Consider the following 13,117-nt stretch of genomic DNA (forward strand, 5'->3'; position numbering starts at 1 on the left):
CGATAGGAGAGAGAGATCTTGAGTTATTCCAAAGAAGACATTTTACGCATTGCCAAAGAAGAGAACGTGCGATTTATCCGTTTGCAATTTACTGATTTGCTCGGAACGATCAAGAACGTAGAAATTCCTGTCAGCCAATTGGAAAAAGCGCTTGATAACAAAATGATGTTCGATGGATCCTCCATTGAAGGATATGTTCGTATTGAGGAATCCGATATGTACCTGTACCCGGATCTGGACACTTGGGTCATTTTCCCATGGGTGGCTGAGGATCGTGTGGCACGGCTGATCTGTGATGTTTACATGACGGATGGCACACCATTCCTCGGAGACCCGCGCAACATTCTGAAGCGTGCGCTGAAGGAAGCGGAAGCGATGGGATATACCGCGATGAATGTAGGTCCTGAGCCTGAATTTTTCCTCTTCAAAACCGACGAGAAAGGCAACCCGACGATGGAGCTGAACGACCAGGGCGGTTATTTCGATCTGGCTCCAACGGATCTCGGGGAGAACTGCCGTCGCGAAATCGTCCTCACCCTTGAAGAAATGGGCTTCGAAATTGAAGCTTCTCACCACGAAGTAGCCCCGGGTCAACATGAAATTGACTTCAAATATGCAGATGCCATCAAGGCAGCTGACCAAATTCAAACGTTCAAGCTGGTCGTCAAGACGATTGCCCGCCAGCATGGCTTGCATGCGACCTTCATGCCTAAACCGCTGTATGGTGTGAGCGGCTCTGGCATGCACTGCCACCAATCCTTGTTCAAAGGAAATGTCAATGCGTTCTATGATGAGAGCGACAGCCTTGGCCTCAGCAAAGAGGCTCGCCATTACATGGCCGGCATTCTGAAGCATGCCCGCGCTTTTGCGGCGGTCACGAATCCGACGGTCAACTCTTATAAACGACTCGTGCCTGGATACGAAGCCCCTTGCTACGTAGCCTGGTCCTCCAGCAACCGCAGCCCGATGATCCGTATTCCGGCTTCGCGCGGACTCAGCACTCGCGTAGAGGTTCGCAACCCGGACCCAGCCGCTAATCCGTACCTGGCATTGGCTGTTATGCTGCGAGCCGGCCTTGACGGCATCAAGAACGAGCTGCCGCTCTGCGCACCGGTTGATCGCAATATCTATGTAATGTCCGAGGAAGAACTGATCGAGGAAGGCATCCCAAGCCTGCCGTCCGATTTGAAAGAGGCGCTCAACGAAATGATCAAGAGCGAAGTCATTTCCGATGCGCTTGGTGAGCATGCCCGTACTCATCTGTATGAACTGAAGGAGATTGAGTGGGATATGTATAGAACGCAAGTCCATGAGTGGGAACGCGACCATTATATGACGTTGTATTAATCTAAATGAGAATCCCCTGACGCTTTGAGCGTTGGGGGATTTTTTTGTTTGCAGGGCAATAATAGCATTTTAGACTATACTCTAGGGGAAAATCGATCGGCTTGTTGTTACTTGTAGTTAATGATTTTTCTAGTAATGGTATTTGGTGAAAAAGACCATTTATTTAAAAATAGCGCTGACAGGATAAAGAACTGTTACAAAATAGAAATTTATAACTTCTCTAAACCAAATCCATCAGCAGGGAATACCGTAATATTTCGTAATAAAGTACCTAGGTCAAATTGCGGATTTTTCTTGATTCGATAACAAACTGGCTAGCAAATATAGTAGCAGCTGCATCGTGCGGATTGGAATCCCTCCTGCAGAAGCCTATGAAATTGCAAATTGCCGTTTATGCCCAAAATGTCAAATAACACCTCTGCAGCTCCCTAATAATTAATGGAGTCTTTCCCTCCAACAAATTAACTGCGGATTTATTACTATGCCCAGATGGTCAGGGGCGGTAAGCCAGATGGTCAGGATCGGTAACTCAGATGGTCAGGGGTGATTAGATGGTCTGGATTAGGTAACTAGATGTATTTCATGCAATTAGTTCATCGGTATTGGCCGGGTTAGAGGGAACTAACTGCGGAACCTACATTTAATTTTAAGATATTTCGACGAATTCGCTTGATCCAGGTAAACTAACTGCATGTTTTGCATCTAGCGTATATATTTTTTGCTAAAAGAGCTTAATTAGCTGTATAAAACGGTTCAACCCCCTAAGTTTGGACACTTTCCACATCATACTTAGGAAATCACATTATAGCGCAATTTTCTTTGGGTTAATCAAGCCCGCGGTGACTAAACGCAAGTATTCCTTGGGCGGCCAATCGTAGAGACTGCCGTGGATGCGTTCTGTGTTGTAGTATCGAATAAATCGGTCGACCACTGCAAAAGCCTCTTCGTAGGTTTCAAAACAATTCCGCTGGTAGCATTCTTGCTCTACAATGCTGTGGTACGACTCAATAAAAGCATTCTTGTTTGGCGTTTGGTTGGGGATCCTTTCATGCTCTAACCCCGCTTGCTCGCAAAAGGCATGGAACGCTTTGCTAATGAACTGCGGCCCATTATCCGTCCGGATCACCAACTTGTGTTCTTGTTCGTGGATTCTACGTTTAAAAAGCGCCTTCTGGATCGTACGCAAAATGTCTTCTGTGCTGCAGACCTTTCCACGGTAATGGGCGACAATGCTCCGGTCAAACACGTCAATGATGCTGGCCAGGTAGAAATGTCGGCGTTTGCCGGCTACGTAACCATACTTAATATCCATTTGCCATAGCTGGTTTGGTCCGCTCACAATACGGTTATTGGCGAGCTTTTTAGGTACGGGGTTTTTCAACTCTCGCTGTGGATGGAGAATCCCCATTTCTTTGCAGAGACGGTAGGTCTTCTTTTTGTTAATAATTAGCCGGTATTTTCGCCGCAACAACGTCGTCAGCTTCCGATAGCCGAAGGCAGCGTTAAGGCCTTGAATCAAGCGTCTGAGGTATCCTTTAATGCGAGCATCTCCTACCTTTTTTCCATCCTTGTCATAGGAGAAGCCTGGAACAGGCCGACCGCTGCTGACTGGCTGCTGGCGTTCAGGATGCTTTAGGCGATAGTAGTAACTTGAACGTGGGACTCCACATAGAAGGAGCACCTTTTGAACGGGATACCCTTGCTGAATCCAATAGATAGCTACTTCCAATCGGGATACTTTTTTTTTACCAGGTCTCGTAGAATGCTGTTCTCGAGCTCTTTTTCGCCTAGTAGCTTCATGGCATCGTTGTATTTCTTCTCTAGTTCCTTGAAATTGGCTGCATGCTCCTTCATTTTTTCTGCATCGTTTTGCTTCTTTTTCATAAGGTCACCCACCTCATCTTGATACTGGCGAACCCACTGGCTTAACGTTCTAGGAGACATTCCATGCTTCCGGGCTACTATCTCCGTCCGATAACCCGAGAGCACCTCTACCACAAGCTCCTTCTTCGTTTCATTGGGGCACCTAAATCGTCTTTTCATGGATTCTAACTCCTCACTCATTTTAGTGTATCTGAGGTGGATTAGAGTGTCCAATTGGATTAGGGGGCTAAATAGAAAATACATTTCGCTTTTTTAAAACAAATGCCCCTCTCGATTGGTAGGAGATTTATTCGGTGAAATATGCGAGAGTTGCCAGAGCTGGGACCTATTGCACAAAAGAATCCTAGACATAAACAAATAAATATGAAGGAAAATCAAAACCAATATAAAGGAATATATTGTATATTTGTAGAAAACATATATCTTTTATAAGGGAGGCGCCTTTAAGATTACTAATCTTCTGTTTATAGCAATTTTATTCTTAGTGCTATGCTGTATCCTGAACGAGATCATTAAATATTTAGATTGCCGAGACCAAGATGAGCCTGTGCCATGGCAAGTAAAGCTATGGCTCGTACCGTTATTGGCCTTACTTATTCTAGCACCAATCATTGGCTTTGCTTTCTTGTACAGTCTGTTCTTTTACTCCTTTTCGGGAATAAGCAGCTTGATGAATTTTGAGCAATATCCTGATTTGCTAGCGTTTTCTATATACATCATTATTGGATTTCTATTATTTGAAACTTTGATAAATCCTCTCCTAATTGCGGTAGCGAGATCTATTTTGAATAGGCAAATATCTGTTTATGCCAAAAATGCGATAACAATGATTGCAGATAGTATTATTATTTATTGGCTTGCGGGTTTGTTCAAAGGGATATTTATCGAGAGCATTTGGGCTGCCTTATCTGTATCCGTCTTCTATCATATTTTCGAGTGGATTATGATCTGGGCTCTGAGTTACTATAAAAAGAAAAATTAGTTATCCTCCACCAGGCCCAGTCTGATTGAGACTGGGTCTTTTTGTGTGCAGGCCATCAGAATTACATCTATTCATAATATTTCCATTAAGAATGCTACTGTGATATGATAAATTTTGATTAGAATTTCCAGTAATTTCATAATGCTGCGGAATAGCGATTCAGATTGGAGGAGAAAGCTTGTCTAGTATTTTTTTTGCCGATCCGAGCGGAAAAGACGAGGAAATTCGAATTAATGCCACATGAAAAAAACAGTTTAGTAGGTCAGCTGCACAAGATGGAGGTGTCTGTTGTCTTGAGCAAAAACAGCATGAAGGAACGCTTGCTATCATGGCTTGTGCTGGCGGGAATTATTCTAGTTTTAATGGCTATTCTAGTATTTGCAGTCTATTCGCTGCAAAGCTTTGATTTTATCCAGCTCCAAATTTCTTCGGTTGGATCGGCGTTTGCTTTTATGGGGTTATTACTGCTCGGACTCGGTTTCCTCGGTATGATCGGGACCCTACTGGACAGCCTGCGAAAGCATTTGTTCAAGGATCGGCTCATATGGGCGACTAGAGCCGTTCAGGAAATTCTGCTGATTGCTATTTTTGGCGCGATGATCTATATGATTGACCAATGGATCGACGGCGTAGAGCTCGGCAATGTTCAGACGGAGATTTTGCTGGCGTTATTCTTATACAGCCTGGTTACTCTGCTTGGAAGGCATGGTGATCAAATCAAAAAGCAGGATCCGGAAGTTAAGAAGAAGCAGACATGAACTGGAAAAAGTACTTGGCCCCGATTGTAGGGCTGTTGCTAGTCCTGCTCCCCCCGGCCGCTAATGTAGACGCGGATTGACGAGTGATCGTTCGCCATATTATACCGAATCCATATTAAAGCGGGAAACGGGCGACAGCGCGAAAATTGATCTTGCATTGGGCCAGTCTGGGATGCGTTCTCGTATCCTTTCGGCTGCAGGCAGGCCAGTTCTTGGATCTCTCACGGATTGCGTAAATGTGACCTCCATAGCTGCAGAGCAGGGGCGTAATCAAGTTTCGCACCACCGATCACAGCTACGCGGCATGTCTTTCTGCTCTGAACAGTAAGGTCCACGAAGTTAATGGAGAGGTGCAAGAGACGGACATCCTGTAGCCGAGCAGCAGGGGACATGGGGTGAATTCAAGCTTGAGCTTTCGGGCGGACTCAGACAGGAAAATACAATCTGGCATGGTCTGTGGAAGGGCCTGTTTCGTTGAATGCAGAGACAAATTTTCGGTTGAACCAGCGATAATTATAGACTCTAGCTAAGCAAAGCTAAAAAATACATCGGTTATATATTGTTACAGCCCTAGTACAGGTGACAAGCCAAGTATTGCGGGCTGTTTTTTTAGGACAACCTTCGTATCTATTATTGCAAGTAATTAGACTTTGATTCAGAAAATTTAGACTGCAACTGTTGTTTTTTGGATTCGTATTCTTCAAGTGTAATGAAGTCATTCTCGAAAAGCTCTTTTAGTTTTTGCAATTCATTGGCGATTTTATGTGGTTGATTTTCAATTCTTATTCGTTCGCTTTCTTCCTCCTCCTCTTTCTTACTAAAATAACCTCCGATTGGAAAACATGCTATAGCTGCAATAAAAAATAAGATGGCGAGTATTCCATTTAAAGAAGCGGATAGAAGTCCCAGAGCACAAAATGTAAAAAATAGAATTAAGATCTTTTTGCTTGATTTCATTATGAGATCCTCCTCCTTTCAGATTGTCTATAAGTTAGTATATCGGTCTTGAATGTCTGTCTAATAAGAACCCCGAGCAAAATAGATTCAGCCCCCCCCATTGCCAGCGCTTACACTTCTAGGTAGGATAGTCATTGAGGTGATGGGTAATGGACAAAAAATGGCTGGCCGCAGCAGCGGTCTTGATTAGCCTGCTTACATATCTGTTTATTGGCTTTGCGCATCATTCCGGGAAAATGAGCAGTATCGTCAAAGAACTGCAGGGACATGAGGGGAACGGAACGAAGCGGTATCACATCGTGCTGATCGAGCAGGAACGCTATCATCCGTATTGGGAGATGGTAGAGAAGGGGGCACAGCAAGCAGCGGAAGAATACGGGATCGATATCGAATTTGTCGGAGCCGTCCGCAATAACATGGAGGAGCAGCTTAATCTGCTGGAAAAAGCGATTGCGGCTCGCGTAGATGCGATTATAGTGCAGGGGCTGAATGAGGAGAAGTTCACGCCGCTCATTGATAAAGCCGTGGCCCGCGGCATTCCGGTCGTTACGATCGATACGGATGCCCCGGACAGCAAGCGTCTCGCCTATGTCGGCACAGATAATGTGGCGGCGGGCGAGAGCCTGGGGCGCTTGGTCGTGGAGCGGGCGGGCGAATCCGGCAAGATCGGCGTCATTATCGGCAGCGAAATTGCCGAGAGCCAGCTGCAGCGCCTGGGCGGGCTGAAGCAGGTCATTGGGCAGCATAGCGGGCTTGAGATTGTCGCCGTGCGCAGCTCCAATATTTCGCATATGGAAGCGATACAGCAGGCGTCCGAGATGCTGCGGGAGCATCCGGAGATCAGCATCATGGTCGGTACCAGCGCCACGGATGCGTTAGGCATGCTGCAGGCGGCCAAGAGCTTAAGGCGGGATGAGCTGATTATTATCGGCTTCGATAACCAGAAGGAGACGCTGGCCGCGATTCGCAGGGGAGAGATTCAAGCGACGGTTGCGCAGCAGCCTTTTTCAATGGGCAGAACGGCGGTCAAGCTGCTCAATGATCATTTCCAGGGAGAGCAGCTGCTCCCGGCATATTACACCGAGGTCAAGGTACTGGACATTAGTAATGTGCAGGAGGGAGAGAGCTTATGACGATCCGCAAGAAGCTGTTTACAGTGATCCCGCTGCTGGTGCTGCTGCTCAGCTCGGTTTCCTTTTTCCTGTTCGAGAGCGGCAAGACAGTGCAGGAAAGCTATCATTTGATGATGAACCGCATCCTGCTGTATAAAGAAGTCTCGTATGAGGTCGGAGAAAATATGCGGTCAATGAACCGCTACATCATGCAAATGGATGCGGAAAGCATGCCGGAGGTTATCAAGCATCTCAACAATGTAAAAATGCTGCGTGGGGAGCTGGACAGTCTGGCCACCATCGGTCCCAGTGATCTGCCGCTGGTTAACTACCGCAATATTATCGATACGTTTATCGAGCAGGCGGAAGCGATGATCGCCAGAATTGATGATCAGGATTCGGGCACGATGGCAGGTCAGTACATCGAAGCGGAGAGGACGGAGCGGTTCATCCGCGAGGAAGCCCAGGCGCTCGTCGATCTTGAACTGGAGCAGTACAAGCCGATCTATCAGGAGATGATGTATACGTCGGAGCGGTTGAATACGCTTGGCATTCTGCTCGTTATTACCATGGGGGCGCTCAGTATTCTGCTCGCCCTGTGGCTGTCGAAGAGCATTACGGAGCCGATCCGCCGCCTCGTGGTCACCGCGAAGCAGATCTCTAAGGGGCGGATGGACATGAAGGCTCCGGAAAGCGACAGTCATGACGAAATCAGCATTTTATGCCGCGCTTTTAACGGAATGATCGATAACATTCAGCGCCTGATGGCTGAGAATATGGACAGCCTGGAGAAAGACCGTCTCGTCAAGGAGCTGGAGCTGAAGACGCTGCAGAGCCAGATTAACCCGCACTTCCTGTTCAATACGCTGAACTCGATTTCCAAGCTCGCTTATATCGAGGGAGCAGCCCGGACGAGTGATCTCGCCGTATCCGTCTCACGTCTGCTTAGATACAATCTGCAGAAGCTCGATCAGGCGGTGCCGCTGCGCGAGGAGGTGGAGCATGTGACCGAATACATCAATATCCAGAAGGCGAGATTCCGCGACCGGATCGAATTCGTGATGGACATTGATGAGCGGGCGCTGGACTGCATGATTCCCTGCTTGACTCTGCAGCCGATATTGGAAAATGCGTTCGTGCATGGCATCGAACAGATGGAGGCCGGCGCTATGCTGAAGCTCGGGATCAAGTATACGGAAGAGGGCGTGGAGATCGAAATTCGCGATAACGGCGTCGGAATGAGCGAGGAGACGGCGAATATGCTGCTCCAATCGATTCGAGAGGAATCGCCGCGCTATGGCGGAAGAAAAGGGCAGTCCACCGGGCTGGGCACGCATAATGTGTTTAAAAGACTGCATCTATTCTTCGACGGTCAGGAGCGCATCGAGATCGATAGCGCAGAGGGCGCGGGCACTGCTGTGCTGTTCACGCTGCCGTTTCGCACGGCGGTGTAGAGGAGGACGAGGATTAACTTTTTATCCACTGGGTGGCATAGATTAGTTCGGCAAGGGATTGTATGTATAGATATCACTTAATTTACTACATGGGGGGATCGCAATGTACACCCTGCTTATTGCAGACGATGAGGCCCTTGAGCGGGAGGGACTGGAGCTCATGATCCGGCATATGCTGCCGGACACCTTCAAGTTTCTCCATGCGGAGAACGGGAGACGGGCCATTCAGCTTGCGGAGGAGGCGCGGCCGGACTTTATATTTATGGATATCAAGATGCCCGGCATTCAGGGCCTGGAGGCTGTCCGCGAAATATTGGCGAAATATCCGGCGACGCGAATCGTCATGATTACGGCTCATGATTATTTCACGTATGCTAAGGAAAGCTTGGCGTTAGGGGTGCGGAATTACTTGCTTAAGCCGGCCAGGCGGGAGGAAGTGCTGCAGGTGCTCGAGACACTGATCGCTGAGACGGAGGAGGCAAGGCGCGAGCGGAATGAACGGCTGGAAATGCAGGAGAAGCTGTCTCAGCTGCTGCCGCTTGCAGAGAATGAGCTGTCGCTCATGCTGATGCTGGAATGTGTGCAGGAGGTTGAGCTGGAGCAGCTGGCGCATTTATTGAATTTGCAGTGGCGGAAGGGGTATGCGATGGTGCTGTCCTTTGCCCGGCACGCCGCCAAGGACTGGGAAGGATTTCAGCTTGCCAAGAAGGAAATTTACGAAACTGTCAAGCAGTTCGCCAAGCCGAATCTCTCCTGTCTCGTCAGCCCCGTGGTCGGGCACCAGCTGGCGCTGTTCATTCCCTTGCCTTCCGGCCAGCCAGGCTACCTCCAGCGCGTGAATTCGCTGGACTGGGGCAAGCGGGTGAAGGAGCTTGTCCATGAGCGGTTCCAGCTGTCCGCATCCGTCGGAATCGGTTCGATCCGCGAGGGCTGGGATGGGCTGGGCCAGTCTTACCGGGAAGCGGTTCGCGCGTGCGCGGATGATTATGATATCGTCAGTGTCCGTCATTATGACGATATCACGCAGAGCTCGGGCCAGAGAAGCATATCGCTCGATGAAGAGAGGAAGCTGCTGGATGCGCTGCTCCGCCAGAATAAGCTGGAGGCGGCGAACCGGTTTGCGCTGTTCTGGGAACGCCTGCTTCAGAGCGAGCCTGTCCATTTGCCGCGCCTGCGCGGAGAAGTGATCGGGCTGCTTCTGTATTTGAGCCGGGGGACACAATCAGGCGATGGGGCCGATTTGATCAGCTCGCTCAGTGCAGTAGAGGATCATGAAGCGCTCCGGCAAGCCGCGCAAATGTGGCTGGACAGACTTATCGATGGATTGAAGGAAGAAAAAGAGCGCAGCCGGACTCACGTGCTGCAGCGGGCCTTGCTCTATATCGGCCAGAAATTCAAAGAGGACATCTCCATGGAGCAGAGCGCCGAATACGTTAATCTGAGCCCGTATTATTTCAGCAAGCTGTTCAAGCAGCATACGGGGGAGAACTTCATTGATTATGTGACCCGCCTGCGCATGGAAGAGGCCAAGAGACTGATTGGAGAGCAGCGCCTCAGCTTGAAGGAAATTTGCTTTGAGGTTGGATATAACGATCCGAATTATTTCAGCCGCGTCTTTAAGAAGACGACGGGAATGACGCCTACCGAGTATCGGCAGCAGCTGGAAAAACCAAGTCCTTGTTAACCGACAAGGACTTTTTTGTTGTGCAGAGCAAAATTGTGCTATGAAAACGCTAACCATGAATTTCATTACAATCGTTCGCAACCGATTGAAGGTGGAGAGCAAAGAAGTGCAGGGAATCGCCCGCCCGCTTCATCCGGCGAGGTGCTAAGCTTTAAATGTAAGCGCAATCAAATATTTATTAAAGCGAGAAGGGGCGAAGAAAGAATGAGAAAAGTCGGTCAACTTTTACGGTCGAGCTTGGCTGCAGTTTTGCTGGCATCCTCTCTGGTAGGCTGCGGTGTCGTGTCGGATGGAAGCAGCGGCGCGAAGAACAACGCAGGTGAAGGAAACACAGCTGCAGGCAAGGACGATGGAAAGATTGTCATCGGGCTGTCCATGGACACGTTGAAGGAGGAGCGCTGGCAGAAGGACCGGGATATTTTCTCGGCCAAGGTTAAGGAGCTCGGGGGCGATGTGAAGGTGCTGGCAGCGAACGGCGATGACGCCACGCAGCTCAGCCAGGCGGAGCAGCTGATCTCCCAGGGCGTCGATGTGCTCGTCGTCATCGCGCACAATGCGGAAGCTACGGCCCCGATTGTGGAGAAGGCGCATAAAGAAGGCATCAAGGTTATTGCATACGACCGGATGATCAATAATGCCGAGGTGGATTACTACATTTCTTTTGACAACGTTCGTGTCGGAGAGCTTCAGGCCCAGGCGGTCATCGACCAGGCGCCAAAAGGGAATATCGTTTACATCGGCGGAGCCGATACGGATAACAACGCGCATATGTTCAAGACGGGCGCGATGAACATTCTGAAGCCGCTGGAGGAGAAGGGCGATATCAGAATCGTCTATGACCAGTTCTCCAAAGACTGGAAGCCGGAAGAGGCCTTGAAGAACATGGAGAATGCGCTGACCGCTGTGAAGAACGATGTACAGGGTGTTGTAGCGGCGAATGACGGCACGGCAGGCGGAGCGATACAGGCACTGGCTGCGCAGGGCATGGCCGGCAAAATTCCGGTATCCGGTCAGGATGCGGATTTGGCCGCTGTACAGCGGATTGCAGAAGGCACGCAGCAAATGACGGTGTATAAGCCGATTAAATCGATAGCCACGAAGGCGGCGGAAATGGCTGTGGCGGCAGCGAAAGGCGAAGACCTTGCGACCGACACGACCGTATACAACGGCAAAATCGATGTTCCATCGGTGCTGCTCGATCCGATCCCGGTCAGTAAGGATGAACTTTCTATTTTGATCGAGGACGGCTTCCACAAGCTGGAGGATGTCTACAAGAACGTTCCTAAGGATCAGTGGCCGCAGCAGTAAGCTAAGCTAAGTGAATCCGGCAGGGGATAAGCGGGGCAGTTGAAGTCTGCAATAGACACATAGCAGCAGCTGCCCCCGTTCCCTGGCGATAACTCGGCATTAGAAGGAGATAAAAGCCTATGTACGTGTTAGAGATGGTGAACATCAGCAAGGAGTTTCCAGGTGTCAAGGCGCTGGATCAGGTGAACTTCAAGGTGCGGAAGGGCGAAATTCATGCCTTGTGCGGGGAGAATGGAGCGGGCAAATCAACGCTGATGAAGGTGCTGAGCGGTCTGTATCCGGCGGGAACCTATAGCGGGGATCTGCTCATCGGCGGGGAGAAGAAGGAGTTTCACAAGATTGCGGATGCGGAGAAGGCGGGAATCACCATTATCCATCAGGAGCTGGCGCTCGTGAAGGACATGACGGTGGGCGAGAATATTTTTCTCGGGGCAGAGCCGCAAAGAAATGGAGTCATCCGTTGGGATGAGCTGTACCACAATGCTGCCCTGTGGTTGAAAAGAGTAGGCCTAAACATCTCGCCAAACACCAAAATCGGCAGCCTGGGCATTGGCCAGCAGCAGCTCGTGGAAATCGCCAAAGCGCTGTCCAAGCACACGCAAATTTTAATCCTGGATGAACCGACAGCGGCGCTGACCGAGAGCGAGGTAGCCATTTTAATGAGTATTCTGAATCAACTGCGCAGCGAAGGGGTTTCCTGCATTTACATTTCACATAAAATGCCGGAAGTGTTCGAGCTGGCGGATTCGATTACGGTGCTGCGCGACGGGCAGACTATAGCTACGCTGGACCGGCGTGAAACGAACGACGACCATGTCGTATCGCTGATGGTGGGCCGGGAATTGACGGAGCGGTATCCGAGAGTTGAGCATAAGCCGGGGGAAACCGTGCTGGAAGTCAGGAATTACAATGTATGGCATCCCGAGAACCGGGAGCAGAAAGTGATCAAGGATGTACATTTCACCTTGCGCAAGGGAGAAATTTTGGGGATCGCCGGATTGATGGGGGCAGGGCGTACCGAGCTGGTGAGCAGCCTCTTTGGCGCCTATGAGGGCCGTTCCACAGGGGACGTGCTGATCGAAGGCAAGCCGGTTCGCATCCGGTCGGTTACTGATGCGATCAAGGCCGGCATCGCTTTAGTGAGCGAGGATCGCAAGCGTCAGGGACTTGTAATGAACATGGACGTAAAGACGAATACGACGATGGCTACCATGAACAAAATTGCGAGGCTTGGAGTCATTAACGAAAATGAAGAAATTAAATGGGGACTAAAATATGTGCAGGATTTGAAGACGAAAACAGCTTCGCTCGAAACGGCCGTAGGCACTCTATCAGGCGGCAATCAGCAGAAGGTCGTCATCGGCAAATGGCTGATGTCTGATCCGAAGATTCTGATTATGGATGAGCCGACCCGGGGCATTGACGTTGGAGCGAAGTACGAAATATATCATTTGATGAACCAGCTCGTCGAGCAAGGGGTAGCCATTATTATGATTTCCTCGGAGCTTCCGGAGGTGCTGGGCATGAGCGACCGGATTCTCGTCATGAGCGAAGGGGAGTTCGTGCGCGAGTTCGATTGGCGCGAAGCGACGCAAGAAAATATTATGCAAGCCGCAACGGGAGGGAAATAA

General features: G+C 49.6%; 11 protein-coding genes. 8 read left to right on the forward strand and 3 right to left on the reverse strand.

All coding sequences use genetic code 11. The features are described 5' to 3' along the window. The first annotated feature begins 18 nt into the window (after positions 1-18). On the forward strand, positions 19-1,347 hold the full coding sequence (glnA, locus tag BN2762_RS16180) for a type I glutamate--ammonia ligase (RefSeq protein WP_055107951.1): 1,329 nt from the start codon (positions 19-21) through the stop codon (positions 1,345-1,347). Positions 1,348-2,149: 802 nt separating this feature from the next. Here glnA and BN2762_RS16185 read toward each other — a convergent pair. Beyond that, positions 2,150-3,160 (reverse strand): IS3 family transposase, encoded by a 1,011-nt coding sequence (locus tag BN2762_RS16185; protein ID WP_148499853.1) that lies wholly within the window; start codon positions 3,158-3,160, stop codon positions 2,150-2,152. After that, entirely contained in the window at positions 3,067-3,411 is a 345-nt protein-coding gene (locus BN2762_RS16190) for a transposase (protein ID WP_230202525.1), read from the reverse strand. Before BN2762_RS16190 ends, BN2762_RS16185 begins: the two co-directional genes overlap by 94 nt. A gap of 490 nt (positions 3,412-3,901) precedes the next feature. On the opposite strand from BN2762_RS16190, the gene BN2762_RS16195 reads away from it, so the two are divergent. Next, on the forward strand, positions 3,902-4,213 hold the full coding sequence (locus tag BN2762_RS16195) for a hypothetical protein (RefSeq protein WP_148499955.1): 312 nt from the start codon (positions 3,902-3,904) through the stop codon (positions 4,211-4,213). A gap of 293 nt (positions 4,214-4,506) precedes the next feature. Continuing rightward, the gene (locus BN2762_RS16200; protein ID WP_148499956.1) at positions 4,507-4,971 is read left to right on the forward strand and encodes a hypothetical protein; all 465 of its coding nucleotides are present in this window, start codon (positions 4,507-4,509) and stop codon (positions 4,969-4,971) included. 630 nt (positions 4,972-5,601) lie between these two features. Here the strand turns inward: BN2762_RS16200 and BN2762_RS16205 are convergent. After that, entirely contained in the window at positions 5,602-5,928 is a 327-nt protein-coding gene (locus BN2762_RS16205; protein ID WP_055107955.1) for an SHOCT domain-containing protein, read from the reverse strand. Positions 5,929-6,077: 149 nt separating this feature from the next. Here BN2762_RS16205 and BN2762_RS16210 point away from each other — a divergent pair, with 149 nt between their 5' ends. The 5 genes from BN2762_RS16210 (at position 6,078) to BN2762_RS16230 (ending at position 13,117) form a co-directional block, all read left to right on the forward strand. Then, a complete protein-coding gene (locus BN2762_RS16210; protein ID WP_055107956.1) occupies positions 6,078-7,061 on the forward strand; it encodes a sugar-binding protein in 984 nt (327 codons plus the stop codon). Beyond that, positions 7,058-8,494, forward strand: a complete 1,437-nt coding sequence (locus BN2762_RS16215) for a sensor histidine kinase (protein ID WP_055107957.1) — start codon at positions 7,058-7,060, stop codon at positions 8,492-8,494. The genes BN2762_RS16210 and BN2762_RS16215 overlap by 4 nt, the downstream gene beginning before the upstream one ends. A 103-nt stretch (positions 8,495-8,597) precedes the next feature. Next, positions 8,598-10,178, forward strand: coding sequence for a helix-turn-helix domain-containing protein (locus tag BN2762_RS16220; RefSeq protein ID WP_055107958.1), 1,581 nt, complete (start codon positions 8,598-8,600; stop codon positions 10,176-10,178). A 204-nt stretch (positions 10,179-10,382) separates the two neighbouring features. Then, positions 10,383-11,486 (forward strand): D-xylose ABC transporter substrate-binding protein, encoded by a 1,104-nt coding sequence (gene xylF, locus BN2762_RS16225; RefSeq protein ID WP_055107959.1) that lies wholly within the window; start codon positions 10,383-10,385, stop codon positions 11,484-11,486. A 119-nt stretch (positions 11,487-11,605) separates the two neighbouring features. Continuing rightward, positions 11,606-13,117, forward strand: coding sequence for a xylose ABC transporter ATP-binding protein (locus BN2762_RS16230; protein ID WP_055107960.1), 1,512 nt, complete (start codon positions 11,606-11,608; stop codon positions 13,115-13,117).

The sequence above is a fragment of the Paenibacillus ihumii genome, from assembly GCF_001403875.1.
Taxonomy (GTDB): Bacteria; Bacillota; Bacilli; order Paenibacillales; family Paenibacillaceae; genus Fontibacillus; species Fontibacillus ihumii.

Bases quoted from the DNA above. Each gene is read 5' to 3' on its own strand.
- BN2762_RS16190 (WP_230202525.1), bottom strand. From the start codon at position 3,411: ATGAGTGAGGAGTTAGAATCCATGAAAAGACGATTTAGGTGCCCCAAT.
- BN2762_RS16195 (WP_148499955.1), top strand. From the start codon at position 3,902: ATGAATTTTGAGCAATATCCTGATTTGCTAGCGTTTTCTATATACATC.
- BN2762_RS16205 (WP_055107955.1), bottom strand. From the start codon at position 5,928: ATGAAATCAAGCAAAAAGATCTTAATTCTATTTTTTACATTTTGTGCT.
- BN2762_RS16210 (WP_055107956.1), top strand. From the start codon at position 6,078: ATGGACAAAAAATGGCTGGCCGCAGCAGCGGTCTTGATTAGCCTGCTT.
- BN2762_RS16215 (WP_055107957.1), top strand. From the start codon at position 7,058: ATGACGATCCGCAAGAAGCTGTTTACAGTGATCCCGCTGCTGGTGCTG.
- BN2762_RS16220 (WP_055107958.1), top strand. From the start codon at position 8,598: ATGTACACCCTGCTTATTGCAGACGATGAGGCCCTTGAGCGGGAGGGA.
- xylF (WP_055107959.1), top strand. From the start codon at position 10,383: ATGAGAAAAGTCGGTCAACTTTTACGGTCGAGCTTGGCTGCAGTTTTG.
- BN2762_RS16230 (WP_055107960.1), top strand. From the start codon at position 11,606: ATGTACGTGTTAGAGATGGTGAACATCAGCAAGGAGTTTCCAGGTGTC.